Origin of the sequence: Desulfobulbus propionicus DSM 2032, assembly GCF_000186885.1 — a bacterium.
GTDB classification, from domain to species: Bacteria; Desulfobacterota; Desulfobulbia; order Desulfobulbales; family Desulfobulbaceae; genus Desulfobulbus; species Desulfobulbus propionicus.
This window is the reverse complement of the sequence record NC_014972.1, coordinates 2726608-2743122: the sequence shown is the minus strand read 5'-3', so window position 1 is coordinate 2743122 and position 16515 is coordinate 2726608. Positions and strand designations below refer to the sequence as shown.

Annotated in this window: 15 protein-coding genes; 8 read left to right on the top strand and 7 right to left on the bottom strand. The window is 59.9% G+C overall.

What is annotated here, in order from left to right:
* The first annotated feature begins 9 nt into the window (after positions 1-9).
* Genes pdxA through DESPR_RS11915 form a run of 4 tightly spaced genes read left to right on the top strand, consistent with a single transcriptional unit; the run spans position 10 to position 4188 of the window.
* Positions 10-1029, top strand: coding sequence for a 4-hydroxythreonine-4-phosphate dehydrogenase PdxA (gene pdxA / locus DESPR_RS11930; protein ID WP_015725060.1), 1020 nt, complete (start codon positions 10-12; stop codon positions 1027-1029).
* The gene (gene tmk / locus DESPR_RS11925) at positions 1026-1646 is read left to right on the top strand and encodes a dTMP kinase (RefSeq protein ID WP_015725059.1); all 621 of its coding nucleotides are present in this window, start codon (positions 1026-1028) and stop codon (positions 1644-1646) included. Before pdxA ends, tmk begins: the two co-directional genes overlap by 4 nt.
* Positions 1634-3379: a tetratricopeptide repeat protein gene (locus tag DESPR_RS11920; RefSeq protein ID WP_015725058.1), complete on the top strand. Its 1746-nt coding sequence runs from the start codon at positions 1634-1636 to the stop codon at positions 3377-3379. The genes tmk and DESPR_RS11920 overlap by 13 nt, the downstream gene beginning before the upstream one ends.
* Entirely contained in the window at positions 3379-4188 is an 810-nt protein-coding gene (locus DESPR_RS11915; protein WP_015725057.1) for a hypothetical protein, read from the top strand. Before DESPR_RS11920 ends, DESPR_RS11915 begins: the two co-directional genes overlap by 1 nt.
* Before the next feature lie 3 nt (positions 4189-4191).
* On the opposite strand, the gene DESPR_RS11910 is transcribed toward DESPR_RS11915, so the two are convergent.
* Positions 4192-5586 carry an AMIN domain-containing protein gene (locus DESPR_RS11910; protein WP_015725056.1) on the bottom strand — a complete coding sequence of 465 codons (1395 nt, stop codon included), beginning with the start codon at positions 5584-5586 and terminating at the stop codon, positions 4192-4194.
* A 243-nt stretch (positions 5587-5829) separates the two neighbouring features.
* On the opposite strand from DESPR_RS11910, the gene DESPR_RS11905 reads away from it, so the two are divergent.
* From DESPR_RS11905 to DESPR_RS11890, 4 genes are all read left to right on the top strand, one after another.
* Positions 5830-8370, top strand: a complete 2541-nt coding sequence (locus DESPR_RS11905) for a TIGR03960 family B12-binding radical SAM protein (RefSeq protein WP_015725055.1) — start codon at positions 5830-5832, stop codon at positions 8368-8370.
* Positions 8371-8527: 157 nt separating this feature from the next.
* Positions 8528-9871: a TrpB-like pyridoxal phosphate-dependent enzyme gene (locus DESPR_RS11900; RefSeq protein ID WP_015725054.1), complete on the top strand. Its 1344-nt coding sequence runs from the start codon at positions 8528-8530 to the stop codon at positions 9869-9871.
* Positions 9872-9905: 34 nt separating this feature from the next.
* On the top strand, positions 9906-11174 hold the full coding sequence (locus DESPR_RS11895; protein WP_015725053.1) for a D-alanyl-D-alanine carboxypeptidase/D-alanyl-D-alanine-endopeptidase: 1269 nt from the start codon (positions 9906-9908) through the stop codon (positions 11172-11174).
* A gap of 102 nt (positions 11175-11276) precedes the next feature.
* A complete protein-coding gene (locus DESPR_RS11890) occupies positions 11277-12221 on the top strand; it encodes a DnaJ C-terminal domain-containing protein (protein WP_015725052.1) in 945 nt (314 codons plus the stop codon).
* Between the two features lie 84 nt (positions 12222-12305).
* Here the strand turns inward: DESPR_RS11890 and DESPR_RS11885 are convergent, their stop codons facing one another.
* The 6 genes from DESPR_RS11885 to DESPR_RS11860 form a co-directional block, all read right to left on the bottom strand.
* A complete protein-coding gene (locus DESPR_RS11885) occupies positions 12306-12668 on the bottom strand; it encodes a hypothetical protein (RefSeq protein ID WP_015725051.1) in 363 nt (120 codons plus the stop codon).
* Between the two features lie 18 nt (positions 12669-12686).
* Positions 12687-13865 (bottom strand): aminotransferase-like domain-containing protein, encoded by a 1179-nt coding sequence (locus DESPR_RS11880; RefSeq protein WP_015725050.1) that lies wholly within the window; start codon positions 13863-13865, stop codon positions 12687-12689.
* Between the two features lie 87 nt (positions 13866-13952).
* Complete coding sequence (locus tag DESPR_RS11875) at positions 13953-14360, bottom strand: PaaI family thioesterase (protein ID WP_015725049.1); 408 nt, start codon at positions 14358-14360, stop codon at positions 13953-13955.
* Between the two features lie 94 nt (positions 14361-14454).
* The gene (locus DESPR_RS11870; RefSeq protein WP_015725048.1) at positions 14455-14976 is read right to left on the bottom strand and encodes an REP-associated tyrosine transposase; all 522 of its coding nucleotides are present in this window, start codon (positions 14974-14976) and stop codon (positions 14455-14457) included.
* An 88-nt stretch (positions 14977-15064) separates the two neighbouring features.
* On the bottom strand, positions 15065-15904 hold the full coding sequence (locus DESPR_RS17405; protein WP_015725047.1) for an HNH endonuclease: 840 nt from the start codon (positions 15902-15904) through the stop codon (positions 15065-15067).
* Between the two features lie 83 nt (positions 15905-15987).
* Positions 15988-16515 (bottom strand): 3-isopropylmalate dehydratase small subunit, encoded by a 528-nt coding sequence (locus DESPR_RS11860; protein WP_015725046.1) that lies wholly within the window; start codon positions 16513-16515, stop codon positions 15988-15990.

Sequence of the window (16515 nt, the reverse complement as noted above, 5' to 3'; positions counted from 1 at the left end):
GGACACGCCATGCCTTCAGCAACCACGAGTATTTCATCCCCCGTGGCCATCACCATGGGATGCCCGGCGGGTATCGGACCGGAGATTCTCTGTCGTCTCTTTCACCTCGCCGATCGGCCGGCCGCCGGACGCGGCGTGGTGGTCGGAGATCTGGGCGTGCTCCGTCAGGCTGCCGAACAGCTGGGCATGCCGTTGACCATTGTGCGCTGGCGGCCCGGCGAAGCGATCGACCCGCAAACCTTGCCGGTCCTTCAAGTGGGGGCGCCGCTCTCCACGCCGATCGAGTGGGGTAGGCCGGATGCGGCTACCGGCCAGGCCATGGGGCGATACATCGAAGAAGCGGTCCGCCTGATTGCCGACGGTCATTGCAGCGCCCTCGTCACCTGCCCGATCAGCAAGCAGAGTTTGCAGCAAGCCGGTTATCCCTACCCCGGCCATACCGAGATGCTGGCGGCCCTGACCAGTACCGCCAAGGTGCGGATGATGATGGCCGGCCCCCGGTTGAAGGTTGTGCTGGTGACCATCCATGTGGCCCTGCGTGAGGTGCCCGGCCTGCTCACCTACAAGGAGATCGCCGACTGTATCCGAATGACCCGGGAATGCTTACGACGTGATTTTGCCATCGCCAACCCCAGAATCGCGGTCGCCGGCTTCAATCCCCATGGCAGCGAACAAGGGCTGTTTGGCGATGAGGAAGCGCGGCTGATTGCCCCGGCAGTGGCGCAATGCCAGGACAGCGGCGAGGTCAGTGGCCCCTGGCCGCCGGATACGATCTTCCACAAGGCGGCCAGCGGTCGGTTCGATGCGGTGATCGCCATGTACCACGACCAGGGACTGATTCCCTTCAAGCTGCTTCACTTTGCCGACGGGGTCAACGTCACCCTTGGCCTGCCGATTGTCCGGACCTCGGTTGATCACGGAACGGCCTACGACATCGCCGGCCGCAACATGGCCGATCCAACCAGCCTGGCGGCCGCCCTGGCCCTGGCCCAGACCATTGTCGCCAACCGGCGAGGCAGGGCAGCATGAGCGGCGGCATCCTGATCGCCTTTGAGGGCATCGACGGGACCGGCAAATCAACCCAGCTGCCCCTGTTGGCCGCCTACCTGCGAGGACAAGGTTACACGGTGGTTGAGACCCGGGAGCCCACCGATGGGCCGTATGGACAACAAATTCGCCTCCTGTATCGCAATCGGCATCAGGCTTCGCCCGAACAGGAGCTGGAGCTGTTCCTGCTCGATCGGCGCCAGCATGTGGAGCAGTGCATCAAACCAGCCCTGGCCCGCGGAGCGATCGTGCTCACCGATCGCTATTATTTTTCCACCGCGGCCTATCAGGGCGCGGCCGGGTGCGATCCGGCGGCCATTTTTGCCCGCCACGGCTTTGCTCCGGAACCGGATCTGGTGCTGCTGCTGACGCAAACCCCCTCAGAGAGCGTTACCCGGATCAGGGAACTGCGAGGCGAGATGCTCAACGATTTCGAGCAGCAGGAACAGTTGGAAAAAGTGGCGGCGCTCTTTGCATCCTTTACCCATGATTGTATAGTACGCATCCATGCCGCCCGAACGGTTGCCGAGGTGCATGCCTCCATCCGCGAGGCGGTTGCGCAACTGCTTGCACAAAAAGGTACGCAATGCCCCCGCTGACCCCTGCCCATCCCTGTCGACTATTGGCCGTTGTTATCGCCTCTCTGCTCCTCGGCGGTTGTCAGGCAAAGACCGAGGTGGCCGTCGAGGGCAAGGTGGAACAGGTCTCGACCCTGAGCGAGAACGGCTCTGATCGAGCGTGTTCCACCTTTCATTTTCTCTGGGGACGGCACGCCGAGTTAATGCTCCGTTTCGAGGAGGCGTTGGAATTTTACCAAAAGGCGCTAATTTGTGACGAGCAGGCCGATTACATCAGCGAAAAGGTGCCGATTCTCCTCCTGCGCCTGGATCGGACCGACGAGGCGGCGACCTGGCTGCACAACTACTTGGAAAAACATCCCGACAAGACCGGGATGCGCATGCTGTACGCCAAGGTTCTCCTCCGTCAGAAAAAGAACGCCGAGGCCATGCGCCAGTACCAGCTGATCAGTGATCGGCATCCCGACGACCCGGCCATTCTGCTGTTGCTGGCGGAAATGTACCTGAACGCCAATCAGCCGGAACGGGCGCGGCCGCTTTTGGAGCGGATTCTTGCCCAAGATCCGGCCGCCTATCTTGCCCATGTGCTCATGGCACGCCTCTGCCAACTACAGGCACTCCCCGAAGAAGCGATCGAGCATTACACAAAGGCCCTGGAGCGGAACTGGTCAAGCGAATTGCAGATGGAGCTGGGCGAGCTGTATGTCAAAGCGGGCCAGCATGACGAGGCTGTGCGCCTGTATCGGGACATTATCGAGCGGGACGAACAGAACGAAGGGGCCCGCGTTGCCCTGATTCATGTGTATCTGTTGCAAAAAAAGGACGATCAGGCCCTGGAGGAACTCAACCGGCTGAAATCCTATGCCGAGCAGCCCCAGCGGGTCGATCTGACCATCGCCCGTCTGTATGCCAAGCAGAAAAAATATGACAAGGCGGTGGCGATCGTCGAGAAGATCTTGCACAAGGAGAATCTGTCCGAGGCCAGATATTTTCTGGCCGTGCTGTTTGTCCAACAGGAAAAATATGGCCGGGCATTGCGGCAGGTCCGGCAGATCGACCGCGAGGCGCCTGAATACCTCGATGCCCTGTTTCTCCAGGTGCGCATACTGCGTGAACAAAACAAGCTGGCGGAAGCCAAGCAGCTGCTCGAAGAGCATATCGCTGCCGCCGACACCCGCAATGCCGAGATGTACATCCTGCTCGCGGCCCTCTATCAGGATCTGGGCCGCGATGATCTGAGCAAACAGGTGCTGCTCGAAGGCATCGAGGGGTTTCCCAATGACGAAAATCTGCTGTACGAATACGGTTTGCTGCTGGAAGAAGAGGGCGATCATGCCGGTGCCCTGGCGATCATGCAGAAAATCATCGAAATCAAGCCGGACAACGCCGCGGCCCTGAATTTCGTCGGCTACAGCTGGGCCGACAAGCAGGTCAATCTGGATCAGGCCCTGGACTATATCCAGCGGGCGATTGAGCTCAAACCGGACAACGGATATATCCGGGACAGTCTGGGCTGGGTGTACTACCGGCTCGGCCGGCTCGATCAGGCGATCAAAGAGCTGGAGGCTGCCGTCCGACTTTCTCCGAACGATGCCGCCATTCTTGAGCACCTCGGTGACGTCTACCTGGAAAGCGGCCGGGTACGGGAGGCGTTGCAGACCTATAAAAAGGCCGTGAAACACTCGACAGACCAACAGGAAAAGAAGCGTATCCAGGAGAAGATCCGCATCCTGGGGAAACAGGGAACACCTTGATGCCGGTGCATGTTGACAACTATCTCCGCTGGGGGCTGTGCTGTTGCCTGCTCCTGCTTGCCGGCTGTGCCGGCAAATTGCCCCAGACCCTGCCCTTGTCGCCTGAGCGGGAGCAGGAGGCCACGACCCTGTGGTCGGCCTTCCTTGAAAGCAAACGACCGTCGGCCGTTGATGCCGATATTCGGCTAAGTTGGGATGTGCTCGGCAGCAAGGGCGCCATTGCGGCGAGCCTGCAAGTGCAGCAACCGGCGCTGCTTCGCTTTGCCGCCAGCGATCCCTTGGGGCGGTCGTTGTTGCTCGCCGTTTCCGACGGCACCACCTTCACCATGGTGGACAGCCGGATCGGTCACGCGTACCGGGGACGAACCGATTCAAAATTTTGGCAGGAGTACGTGCCCGAAGCCGTGGCCCCGGCGGATCTGTTCGCCTTGCTTGGCGGCTTTGTCAACGCGGGGCAGGGCAAAAACGCCGCGCCCGCGCAAGACGCCTCCGGTGAGGATTTTTGGTACACTTGGCAGGACGACCGGGCGATGCGCCATCATGTCCTGCTGGCGAGGCAAAGCGGCGAGATGCGCTGTCACCTGTTGATGGACCCACAGGGAGAGGAACTTCTGGAACTGCGCTACGCCGACTCGACCAGAGAGGCGCAAAGCGGCTACCGCTGGCCCGGAACCGTGCGCATCAGCGGGGAGGCAATCACCGGCACCCTGACCATCCAGGTGGAACGAGTCTATTCGCACACCCTTCTGGAGGCGGCGACCTTTCGTCTTGATCCGCCGCCGCATTTCACGATTGAACAGGTTGATTGAGCCTTATTTTTTCATGGTGTTGACAATGATCACGAACAGGTTGTCCTCCTTGAAGAACACCTGTTGCAGATCGTAGCTGCGGTTGGGTTCCAGATCAATCACCACCCGTACTTTTTCCGGCTTCTTGGTTGTGGACGTCCGGATGACCTTGACAAACTTACCGTTTGTCTTGATGGTGTTTTTCCCTTTTCCCGAGTCGATCAGCTTGGTGTTGTTGAAATCGCAAATGACCCTGGGGATACCCTCTTCAACCCCATGCACGGCGGGGGGATGAAAACCGTTCAGTTTGAACAGCACCATCTCGCCTTTGGGTGAGGTGGCGTCAAACTTGACATACTCCAGCCGGGGCGGTTCCTCGGTTTGTGCCGGAGCAGCAGCGTGTTCCGCTTCGGGCTTGACGGCCGGCTGTGCCGTGATAGGCGTCGTCTCGACGGGCTGTTCTTTTTTCGCCGCGCTTTCCTCCTGTTTTTGTGCCTCTTTCCCTGGGACGGACGTTTTCGTGGCGTCGTCCTTGGCCGCAGGCTGTGTGGGGGCGGCCGCTGGTGGGGCCGTGGCTGTTTGCGGCGGTGCCGGAACGGCGGCTTGCGATTGTTCGACCGGCTTTTGCGCTGCCGCCTCCGTCGCGGGAGGAGTCTCCTTGGCCGGTGCGGGAGATGGCTGGTCCTTGGAAGGGGCTGGTGAGGCGACCGGCTCGGCGCCAACTGTCTGCGCTGCCGGGGCCTCACCTTGGGATGGGCTGCTGGCCGATTGCTGCTGAGTGGTCTGCTCGGATGGTCGAGAAGGCTGGGCGACCTGTTCCGCCGCCTTTGGCGCTGGCCCCTCGGTGCTGGCCGGTGTGCGAGGTGACGGCCCGGACACCGCTGTGTCAACCGTTGCCGGCGGTTGGCCGCTGGCGGCGGGCTCGGCCGTGGTGGTTGCTGGTTCAGCGGCCGGCTTGTCCTCGTTCCGCTGGGCCACGGTTTTCTTGCTGTCAATCGTCTTTGCCGGGCGGGTGAAATGGATGGTCAGGGTCGAGGTCGCCTCGTCAAAGGACTGGGTGTAGGTGACATCCTTCAAGGTGGCGACATCAAAGACGATGCGCGTCTTGGGGGTCTCATCGCCGTGCATGCCCACCCGCACCCGTTTGACGATCGCCCCCTTGGTGGTGATGCTTTTCACCTCCCGGGAATGGGTCATGTCGGCAAAATCAAAAATCACCCGGGGCGTTTCGCCTTTCAAAGTAAAGACATTTGGGCTATAGGAGCCGTTGAGTTGCAGCACCACCTGTTCGCTTGACGGAGAAAGCACCGAATGCTTGAGCTTCTGCAGCTGCGGGGCATCCTCGGCCATGGCCAGTCCAACGGTGAACAGGAAGACAAACAGCGTGTGCGCGGCACGGGCAACAATATTTTTTTTCATGGTTCTTTCCGGCGGTTCGGTGAGAGGGAGAAGCGTGACAACGGCCCGTCAGGGGCTGAAATGCTATAAGCAATTTAAGTGCCTGTTTTGTCATTTTCTTGACTGGCACCATGCGGCCCCCTGTCGTGGAGCCACCTCCGGCCTGGCTGCGGTCCGAGATGGATAATCAGTCAAAAATCATGTCTTTGTAACTGATTATCAACCTTTTTCCTCTTTTTTTCTCTTTTAACGTACAGAAAACAAATGGTTGTATCCGCTTCCATCGATCTTGATCGAATCCTTCCCCTGGTACGCAAACCGGGTCAATATGTCGGCGGCGAGCTGCATGCGGTCAACGGCCGCCTTGATGCCGCTTGCCTGAATGTTTGCCTGATCTTTCCCGATCTCTATGAAATCGGCATGTCCCACCAGGGCCTACAGATTCTCTATCACATTCTCAATGGCGATGAACGGTTCATCGCCCATCGCGCCTATGTGCCCGATGTGGACATGGAAAAGGAACTGCGCGCCCAGGGGATGGAGCTCTTTTCCCTGGAAGCCAAAGCTCCGCTGTCCCGCTATGACGTCCTCGGGATCACTCTGCCCTATGAGCTCTGCTATACCAACATTCTGACCGTGCTTGATCTGGCCGGCCTGCCCCTGCGGGCCGCCATGCGCACCGAGGCCCATCCCCTGGTGCTCGGCGGCGGTCCCTGTTCGCTCAATCCCGAACCGGTGGCCGAATTTTTCGATGCCATTGTTCTTGGCGACGGCGAAGAGATCATCGTGGAAATCGGTGAGTTGCTGCTGCGCGCCAAAAACGAGCGGTGGGCGCGGACAACGGTGCTTGACCAGTTGGCCCGAATCGCCGGGGTCTATGTGCCTGCCTTTTTTGCCCCCCAATACCAGCATGGCCGGTTGACCCGCATCGACGCCCTGCAACCCCAGTATCCGCTGGTCCGCAAACGGGTGCTGCCCCGAATGGGGAGCGCCCCGTATCTGCATCGTCCCCTGGTGCCGGTGGTCAATCCGGTGCACGACCGGCTGGGAGTGGAGATCGCCCGCGGCTGCACCCGTGGCTGCCGTTTCTGCCAAGCCGGCATGACCTACCGCCCGGTGCGCGAACGGACCCTGGAAGAGATCATGGAACTGGCCAACCAGGGAATCGCCCACTCCGGGTTTGAGGAACTGGCCCTGCTTAGCCTGTCCACCGGAGACTTCTCCTGTTTGGCGGAACTAATGGGAGCGCTCATGGACCGTTTTGCCGACGATTTCGTGTCGGTGTCCATGCCGTCGATGCGAGTCGGAACTTTGACGCCAGAAATCATGGAACAGATCAAACGTGTCAGAAAAACCGGTTTCACCGTGGCCCCGGAGGCGGGCACCGACCGGCTGCGTGAGGTGATCAACAAGGGCATCAGCGAACAGGATCTGTTGGCCACCTGTCGCGACGCCTTTGCGCTGGGCTGGAAGCTGATCAAACTCTATTTCATGGTCGGGTTGCCCACCGAAACCGAGGACGATGTCGACGGGATCATTGCCTTGGCGAAAAAGGCCCGCGCCCAGGTCGGTCAGGGCAAGGGACGGCCGGTCCAGGTCAATCTCGGCGTGGCCACCTTCGTGCCCAAGCCGCATACGCCCTTCCAATGGGAGGGGCAGCTGAGCCTCGAAGAATCCAAGCAACGGATCAACCGCCTCAAGCAGTTGCTGCCCCGCCAGGGATACAAACTCAAATGGCACGATCCGGAGCAATCCTTTCTCGAAGGCGTGTTTGCCCGTGGGGACCGCAGGCTGTCACTGCTGCTGGAAACCGCTTGGCTGGATGGCGCCCGCCTGGACAGCTGGTCCGAACATTTCAACCTTGAACGGTGGCAGCAGGCTGCCGCCAAATGCGGCCTTGAGCTCGACGAGTATCTGCGTCGGCGGGAGTTGACCGAAACCCTGCCCTGGGAGCACCTGCACAGCGGGGTGGACCGTTCCTTCCTTGAAAGCGAATACACCAAGGCTCTGCGCCGCGAGTATACCCCGGATTGCCGCAATCAGGGCTGCCAGGGCTGCGGTCTGTGTGATTTCAAAACCGTGCGTCCGGTGGTGCATTCCCGGCCGGCCCGCGAGCCTGCCCCTGCCGTGCCATCCGTGAGGCAGGAAAACAGGCAACCGCCGCAAGGGTACAGCTACCGGGTCTCCTATGCACGTCTGGGCGACAGCCGCTTTTACGGCCACCTGGAACTTTTACAATTGGTGTTTCGCACCCTGCAGCGGGCCGGATTGCCGCTGCTGTTTTCCAGCGGTTTCAACCCCACGCCCCGGGTTTCGTTCAGCCAGGCCCTGCCGGTCGGGGTGGAGAGTCTGGCCGAATTCTTTGACATGGACCTATCCCAACCGCTGGCCTCGATGGACGATACCGTGGCCTTGCTCAACAGTCAGCTCCCCGAAACCATCCGAGTGACCGGCATTAGCCTGGCGCCCCGTGGTGTGGCCGCATGCAGCATCACCAGCTACACCATCCAAACCCAGCTATGGCCGGCCGACCTCGGCCAGCGAATGGCCGATTTTCTCGGTCGGAACACCTTTGTCATCGATCGCTTCCGCAAGAACCGGCACAAGGAGCTGGACCTGCGCCCTCTGGTCGCGCGCCTGGAATTGACCGACGCAACCCTGCGGCTCGACCTGCTCGGTCATCAGGGCCAGCCGGGAACCAATCCCCGCGAGGTGTTAGAAAAGGTGCTCGGCTTGCCCGCGCGTGAGGCCTTGTTGGCACGGATAATCAAGACCGGGGTCCAGGAAATGGTCGCTCCATCTTGAGAATTTTGCAGGAGTACGGTAGATACAGCCCACTGATGCGCGCGCGGCGGAAGAGCGGCCGCAGCGAGCTGATGCCAACGATTGCAAGGGAGTCGGCGTTTGCCCGAATCAGACGTGGGATTTCCTTTAACCATCTGCCATTAACGAAGGAGAAAATATGAAGAAGATTGTGCTGCGCGAAGACGAGATGCCGACCAGATGGTACAATGTGGTCCCTGACATCCCCAACGGCCTGCTGCCTCCCCTGGACCCCGAGACCCTCCAGCCTATCGGCCCGGAAAAGCTGGCCACCGTGTTTCCCATGAGCCTTTTGGAACAGGAAATGAGCCAGGAGCGGTTCATCGACATTCCGCAGGAGGTTCTGGAGGTCTACAAGATCTGGCGCCCCTCGCCCCTGGTTCGCGCCACCAAACTGGAGGAAGCCCTCGGCACCAAGGCCAAGATCTTTTTCAAGAACGAAAGCGTCAGTCCGGTGGGCAGTCACAAACCCAATTCCGCCGTGGCCCAGGCCTACTACAACAAGCGGGAAGGCGTCAAGCGACTGACCACGGAAACCGGCGCCGGCCAGTGGGGGTCTGCGCTGTCGCTCGCCACTTCCAAATTCGGCATGGAGTGCAAGGTGTACATGGTGCGGGTTTCCTATGACCAGAAACCCTACCGCAAATTCATCATGCAGGCCTACGGCGGCGAGGTGGTGGCCAGCCCGAGCATGGACACCAAAACCGGCCGCGAGATCCTGACCAGCGATCCGGACACCCCGGGCTCGCTGGGCATGGCCATCTCCGAAGCTCTTGAGGACGCTTCCAGCCGCAGCGACACCAACTACGCCTTGGGCTCGGTGCTCAACCATGTAGTGCTGCACCAGTCGATCGTCGGCCTGGAGGCCAAGAGGCAGATGGAGATCGCTGGCGAGTTTCCCGACGTGGTCATAGGCTGTTGTGGTGGCGGCTCGAATTTCGCCGGTTTGGTGGCGCCGTTCGTGCCCGATTACCTCGAGGGGAAAAAGATCGAGTTCCACGGGTACGAGCCGGCCTCCTGCCCGTCGATGACCGGCGGCAAGCTGGCCTACGACTCCGGCGATGTGGCCATGATGACGCCGTTGCTCTATATGTACACTCTCGGGCACAACTTCGTGCCGCCGGGTATCCATGCCGGCGGCCTCCGTTACCACGGCATGGCGCCGATCGTTTCCGCCCTGGTCCGCGAGGGGATCGTCATTCCCAAGGCCGTGCATCAGCTGGAGTGCTTCGAGGCCGGTATTCTCTTTGCCCGCACGGAGGGCATCATCCCGGCGCCCGAGAGCAACCATGCCATCCGCGGGGCGATCATCGAGGCGATGAAGGATCCCAACGAACCGAAGACCATCCTTTTCAACCTGTCCGGCACCGGCGTGATCGACATGCCGTCCTACGACAACTATCTGACCGGTAAACTCAGCGATTACGCCTATCCGCAGGAACAGATCGAGGCCGCTCTGGCCCGGCTGCCCAAGATTGGCTGAATCTCACACGTTAGAGGCAGTGCAGGGGGGGAGAATGTGCCGCATTCTCCCCCCATTGTTGCTGCTCGTCGTCCTCCTGTTGGCCGGCGGGCGGGCGGGGCACGCCGCCACCTGCGCGGCCATGGCCGATCTGGTCGCCCAGGGCGCCTATGGCGTGGCCGACGCCAGCGGCCGCATTGTCGATTCCTGCAATCTCGATCAGCCGCTGGTACCGGCCAGTGTGCTCAAAATCGCCACCGTCTCGGCCGCCCTGTCCCTCCTCGGACCCGATTACCGCTTTCGCACCGAAGTGCACCTCGATGATCAGCACAACCTGTTTCTCAAGGGGTTCGGTGATCCCACCCTGGTGTCCGAAGAAATCACGGTCATTGCCGCCCAATTGCGCCAGCAAGGCCTGCAGCGGGTGCGGACCCTGTTCATCGATGCTTCGGCTTTTGCCTTGGAGACCCAAGTGCCTGGGCAGGAGGATAGCGACAACCCCTACGATGCCCCGGTCGGGCCGCTGGCGGTCAATTTCAACGCGGTGCCGTTTGTCAAGGACAAGGCGGGACGGATTGTCTCCGGCGAATCCCAGACCCCGACCCTGGCGATCATGCGTGCGCTGGGAGCAAACCGGCCGCCCGGTCGCTATCGGGTCAACATCTGCGCCCAGGGGTGCGAGCCTGATCGCCGCACGGCTCAATACTCCGGTGAATTGTTCCAAGCCCTGTTGCGCCAGGAAGGCATTCCCGTGGACAGCCTCGGCGGTCTCCGCACAGTGCCCGCGCAGGGGGCCCGACTCATCCTGACCCACCTGAGCAGGCAGACCCTCACCGACATCAGCCGCTCCACCCTGGGGTATTCGTCCAACTTCATGGCCAACCTCCTGTTTCTTGCCTGCGGCGCCCAGCGGTTCGGCTACCCGGCCACCTGGAGCGCGGGCCAGCGGGCCGTGCATCAGCAACTGGTGCGGCAACTGGGGCCATCCAGCGCCGGGGCCATCGTTCAGGTCGAAGGGGCTGGCCTGTCGAGGGACAACCGGATGACCGCCCGCACCATGCTGCGCCTGCTTGCCCATTTTCGGCCCCACGGCGAACTGTTGAACAGGGAAGGGGAGACGGCGGTCAAAACCGGGACCCTCACCGGCGTGTATAACCTGGCCGGCTACCTGCCCGATGGCCAGCCCTTTGTCATCCTCCTCAACCAACAGGTCAACCACCGGGCGGCCATACTTGAACGACTCAAACGGCGATTCGCTGTGTCCGGCCCAGCTGTCAGCGGCCAGCGTATCGGCGCGGCCACCGGCTTGCCTGCGGAAAAATGACCGCGGCCGAGGCCGTTCGATAGACAAGGCCGCATTTGATCTTATAGTACCCTCCACTAGCCGCCCATTTGAGAGCAACCTTTATTGTGTGAAGAGCGTTTTATGGAGTATTATCAAATTCTTGGCGTGGCAAAAACAGCCAGCGCCGACGAGATAAAAAAGGCCTACCGCAAATTGGCCCTCAAATACCATCCAGACAAGAACCCCGGCGACAAGCAGGCCGAGGAAAAGTTCAAGGAGATCAGCGAGGCCTATGCGGTACTCTCTGATCCGGAGAAACGGCAGCAGTACGACACCTTCGGTTCAACCGGATTCAAGCAGCGCTATTCCCAGGAAGACATCTTCCGCAATTTCGATCTCAACGATATTCTCCGCCAGTTTGGCTTTGGCGGCGGGTTCCGCAGCGGTGGCGGAGCCTTTCATACCAGCGGCTTTCGTGGCGCAGGCGGCGGTTCGCCGTTCGACAACCTGTTCGGACAGGGGGGGATGCGCGGCGGTTGCGGCGGTTGCGGTCCGCAACCGGTCAAGGGCAGCGACCTCACCTACGAGATGACCGTCACCCTGGAGGATGTGCTCCATGGGGCGGAAAAGACCATCAGTCTGCGTCAGGGCGGGCAGCCCCAGAATGTTTCGGTCAAGATCCCCAAGGGGATTGAGGACGGCAAGCGATTACGGCTGTCCGGCAAGGGGGCGCCCTCCTCGTCGGGCGGCCCGGCCGGAGATCTGTACCTCAAGGTGCATGTGGCCGAGCATCCGGTGTTTCAGCGAGCTGAAGAAGACCTGGTGGTCGAACATCGCATTCCGTTCAGCGAGGCCTGCCTGGGAACCACCATCGAGGTGACCACCCTGGACGGCAAGAAATTCAACGTCAAGGTGCCGGCCGGCGTGCAACAGGAGGCCAAGCTGCGGATCAAGGGGCATGGCCTGCCCACCGGCCCCATCGGCCATCGCGGTGATCTGTTGGTGAAAATAGCGGTCCGTATTCCCAAAACCCTGTCCTCGGAGCAGGAAGAAGCGGTCAAGGGATTGGCTGCGGTTGGTTTGTAAAAGATACGGTGAGGCGGGGAACCGGCTCGCCGTCAGGGTGCAGTGCAGGGATGCGTCCAGGACGCATCCCTTTTTTTATGCCGCTTAGCAGCCTTCCAGCTTTTTCTTCTCTTTGCCCTCTGTTTCCTGGGCAGCCTCTTTGGCCTTTTCGGCCGCAGCCTCGATCACCTGATCGGCCTGCTTCACGGTCTCATTGACCGCTTCCTTTGTTTTTTCCGCAGCGCTGTCGATCACCTGCGTGGCCTTTTCTCCTGCCTGCTCAGCTGCCTTGCGCGCGTCTTCCAGCGGTTGTTGCACGCTTTGCGCCGCGTCCTTGCCCAGCTGCTGTTGGACGGTTACATCTTTTTTCTCCGTTTTTTTCTCCTGATCCTCGCCGCAGCCGAAAAGCATCACGGCACAGAGGGCCAGGGCAGTGCAGGTGCAGGCTATTTTCTTGGTGGTGAACATGGATGCCTCCTTTCTTTTTTACAAAAGTTCCTTGATGGATTGGCCCAAACGTTTGATCCCCTCGACGATGGTCGGTTCATCCGAGCAGGAAAAGTTCAGGCGTAGGGTATTGCTGTCCTTGCGGTCCACATAGAAAGGGGTTCCCGGCACAAAGGCAACCTTTTTCTTGATGGCCGCCTCGAACAGGGCCATCGACGAGATTCCTTCGGGCAGGGTGACCCAGAGAAACATGCCGCCCTCCGGGTTGGTGGACTGCACCCCGGCGGGAAAGGAGTCTTTGATCGCGCTGATCATCGCCTCCTTCTGTTTGCCGTACTGGCGGATGATGGTGGCGATATGGGCATCAATGTCGTTGTCGCAGAGGAATCGGTAGAGGATGCGCTGCGCCAGATAGTCGGTGTGCAGGTCCGCTGCCTGTTTGGCGATCACCAGCTTGTCCATGATCGGCGGCGGCGCCACCAGCCAGCCCAGACGCAGGGCCGGGGCCACGGTTTTCGAGAATGAACCGAGCAGCACGGTGTTGGCGGAGAGAAGACGCTTGAACGAGACTTTGGGCGTGCCGGAGAAACGCAGGTCGCCATAGGGATCGTCCTGGATGATCAGGCAGGAGCGGCCCTGCACCAGCTCGGCCACGGCCCTGCGGTTGTCATCGCTGTAGCTGATGCCGCTCGGATTCTGGAAATTGGTCACCGTGTAGAGCAGCTTTGGCTGCCGCTCCCTGAGCACCTGGGCCAACTTGTCGATGTCCATGCCGCCCTCAAACACCGGCACCGGGTGGAAGCGGGGCCGGTACATGGCAAAGGCCTGGATGGCACCAAGGTAGCCCGGTTCCTCGATGATCAGGTCGTCGCCTTCGTTGAGGAAGGTCTTGCCGAGCAGATCGAGCCCCTGCTGCGAACCGGTGGTGATGAGGATGTCCTCGACCGGAATTTCCAGCCCCTGCTGGGTGCGGTAGCGGTCGGCGATGAACTGGCGCAGGCCGAGATAGCCCTCGGAGTTCGAGTATTGGAGGATCTCGTTGCCCGCCTCCTCGAAGACGTCATGGGCCGCCTGTTGCAGCCCCTTGACCGGAAAGAACGTGCGGTTGGGCAGGCCGCCGGCAAAGGAGATGATCGAGGAGTCAATGGTGACTTTGAGGATCTCGCGAATGAAGGACTTGGGGACATCGGTGATGCGGTCGGAAAATGCGTTTTCCATGGTACGCCTCATGGCTCGGCAGCGCCGGGCGGAACAAGTTGAACGGTTGGATCGGGAAAGGCCGGTCGCCCTAGACGGTGAGGTCTTTCAGACAAAGGATTGCCGTTTACGGTACACCGTGGCCTGGCTCTTGGCAACCAGTTGGCCGCTGTTCCGTTCGCTGACCACGATATCGTACAGGGCGATGGTTCCGCCCTGTTGCACCTCTTTGGCCTCGGCCACCAGGTGATCGCCCACCCCAGTGGCGCGGACAAAGTTGATGGCCACATTGAGAGCCAGGGCGGTCTGGCCGTGCGAGTTGCTGGCGGCGCCAAAGGCGATGTCACCCAGGGCAAACACCAACCCGCCGTGGGTCATGCGGTGGAAGTTGAGCATCGATTCACTCACCACCAGTGACACCCGGCTGTAGCCCGGTTCGATGGTTTCAATGGTGGCGCCCAGCCATTGGGCAAAGGCATCGTTGCGGAGGTGTTTTTCGATTTCAGGTTGGATCATAGCGATTAATCTTCCGTTATTGTAAGTAGGGTGGGCACAGTTGTACCATGGCCACCGAGAAGTGATTTATTCACCAAACCCGCGCGGGGCAGCTTCATCCCTTTGCCCACCCCAAATCAACCGGATAAATCCCTGCCCGCACAGACCGATGGAAGGTGGAAAATGGCCAGTCCGCCACCTGGTTTGCCCAGCCATGCTTGACCGGATTGTAATGGATGTAGTCCGTACCTATCCGGTATTCGTCCTCATTTCTGATCCGATGTTCCCAGAATCGTCGCTGCCAGATGGTGGATTCCCGGTGTTTGCGTTGCGAATCGCTTACCCATTGTTCATTATGAAATAATGACTTGGCCTGTTTGGAAAAGGTGGATTTGATCCGGTTCCAGCGCAGGGAGAAGTCGGCGTCATCGGGCGGCAGGGTCCAGATGCAGTGCAGGTGGTCCGGAAGAAGCACCCAGGCGTCGATGATGAAAGGGTATCTGGATTGGACCTCCCGAACCGTTTGCCGCAGGATACGCCGAGCTTCGGGATGATCGAACAGCAACCTGCGCCGATAGGTGACGACGGTGAAGAAAAAGGTGCCGCCCGGGGTAATGGCGCGGCGGTAGTTGGGCATGGGATTGTTTGAGGGGGCGGGTGTTATGGTTTCAATTGTGTTAGTGGGCACGATACAACCGTGCCCACCCTACCAGGTTTTCCGATTTTTATAAATTCTCCATGAAAATGTGTTGCCGATGATATTTTAGATAGACATGGTGATAGTGCAAGATTTTCCGAAGCCGCATATCCTGGTTAATCCCTAGGGTTTTGGCGAGGTTATCGGTGAGTGCCCGGGCCATGAGGATTTGGCCATCGTCAGTAAAGCTGATCAAACCGCGGTCAAAGGCTCGGTCCAGATTGGGCAAGAGCAGCAAGCCGTTCATTTGATCAATGGCCTCCTTGCCGACACAGTCGCGCCAAGGCTTAATGTGAGAGGCAACCAGAATTTCCATGCAGTCGCAGCTGGTAACGGCGCAGCCACCCCAGAAGCGGATCAGTCGCTTGCGGAACTCCCCTTGACCAATGCGGGCCTTGACGATAGCCTCCCGGTCTTTGGCTGAATAGTTGGCCAATTCGTTCTCTCTAATCGCGATGTCATCAAGCAGGTCAGTCCGGGGTATTGGTTTGACTAGACCGAGGGATTCCAAGGCCTTGGCGACTTGGTGCCGAAGCTTCCACTGAAAGTGGCCCTGATGGTCCTTTTCCGCACTCTCCTCGCAAAGCACCGAGGTCCATATCGGACTGCCATCAGCTCGTTTGTCCGGGGTATAGTCGAGTTTGTCACAGACGCGATGGGCAAAAGAGCCATACTGTTCGTTGGCAGTATTGTAGTTGGTGTAACCTGCTGCCCGGCCTAGGCGGGTGGTGCTAATTTCCATGTTGTCGGCTTCGTAATTGGCCTTGAGCATGAAGAAACCATTTTCGGTTTTCTTGGAAGCCTCTTGGTGTAGGGTAGCCAAGGCCATAGCGATCTGGGTAGAGGAAAAGGGATACTCGGTAGACATTACAGTTTTCTGCGAAAAGCACGTTGGGTGAGCCGGGTAGGGTGGGCACGCAGTTGTGCCCACCATCAACAAATCATCAAACCTCAATAATTCGCATCCGCGAACGCCAGCCACCCCCCGGCGCCGATCAGCTTCTTGTCAAACGGATTCAGGCTGAAAGCGCATTCAACCTTGGCATCGCCACTGGTGGCGGTCAGTTTTTCCCCTTCCAGATCCACCGCCACCGTCACCTTGCCCTTGAGGGCAAACAAGCGGTCCAGATCGTCCTTGCTCAGTTCCACCGCCAGGATGCCGCAGTTGAACATGTTCTGACGGAAGATCCGGGCAAAGCTCTCGCCGATGACCACGTTGATGTCGTTGACCTCCAGGGCCCAGACCGCATGCTCGCGGGAGGAACCGCAACCGAAGTTGGAACGGGTGATCAGCACCCGCGCCTCCTGCATCTCCGGGGAATGCGGGTCAAATTTCTGGCCTTCCAGGTAGAGGTCTTCCAGTAGGTGCGGAGCCAAGGCTTTTTTGGTGATTTCGGTCAGATACTTGGCCGGGATGATTTCGTCGGTGTTAATGTCGCTTCTATCGATAAAGGCCGCGGGGCCGCCAAACTGTTTCAT

What these genes read in the sequence shown, in the direction of transcription:
- pdxA (WP_015725060.1), top strand. Translation starts at nt 10, where the DNA reads ATGCCTTCAGCAACCACGAGTATTTCATCCCCCGTGGCCATCACCATG.
- tmk (WP_015725059.1), top strand. Translation starts at nt 1,026, where the DNA reads ATGAGCGGCGGCATCCTGATCGCCTTTGAGGGCATCGACGGGACCGGC.
- DESPR_RS11920 (WP_015725058.1), top strand. Translation starts at nt 1,634, where the DNA reads ATGCCCCCGCTGACCCCTGCCCATCCCTGTCGACTATTGGCCGTTGTT.
- DESPR_RS11915 (WP_015725057.1), top strand. Translation starts at nt 3,379, where the DNA reads ATGCCGGTGCATGTTGACAACTATCTCCGCTGGGGGCTGTGCTGTTGC.
- DESPR_RS11910 (WP_015725056.1), bottom strand. Translation starts at nt 5,586, where the DNA reads ATGAAAAAAAATATTGTTGCCCGTGCCGCGCACACGCTGTTTGTCTTC.
- DESPR_RS11905 (WP_015725055.1), top strand. Translation starts at nt 5,830, where the DNA reads ATGGTTGTATCCGCTTCCATCGATCTTGATCGAATCCTTCCCCTGGTA.
- DESPR_RS11900 (WP_015725054.1), top strand. Translation starts at nt 8,528, where the DNA reads ATGAAGAAGATTGTGCTGCGCGAAGACGAGATGCCGACCAGATGGTAC.
- DESPR_RS11895 (WP_015725053.1), top strand. Translation starts at nt 9,906, where the DNA reads ATGTGCCGCATTCTCCCCCCATTGTTGCTGCTCGTCGTCCTCCTGTTG.
- DESPR_RS11890 (WP_015725052.1), top strand. Translation starts at nt 11,277, where the DNA reads ATGGAGTATTATCAAATTCTTGGCGTGGCAAAAACAGCCAGCGCCGAC.
- DESPR_RS11885 (WP_015725051.1), bottom strand. Translation starts at nt 12,668, where the DNA reads ATGTTCACCACCAAGAAAATAGCCTGCACCTGCACTGCCCTGGCCCTC.
- DESPR_RS11880 (WP_015725050.1), bottom strand. Translation starts at nt 13,865, where the DNA reads ATGGAAAACGCATTTTCCGACCGCATCACCGATGTCCCCAAGTCCTTC.
- DESPR_RS11875 (WP_015725049.1), bottom strand. Translation starts at nt 14,360, where the DNA reads ATGATCCAACCTGAAATCGAAAAACACCTCCGCAACGATGCCTTTGCC.
- DESPR_RS11870 (WP_015725048.1), bottom strand. Translation starts at nt 14,976, where the DNA reads ATGCCCAACTACCGCCGCGCCATTACCCCGGGCGGCACCTTTTTCTTC.
- DESPR_RS17405 (WP_015725047.1), bottom strand. Translation starts at nt 15,904, where the DNA reads ATGTCTACCGAGTATCCCTTTTCCTCTACCCAGATCGCTATGGCCTTG.
- DESPR_RS11860 (WP_015725046.1), bottom strand. Translation starts at nt 16,515, where the DNA reads ATGAAACAGTTTGGCGGCCCCGCGGCCTTTATCGATAGAAGCGACATT.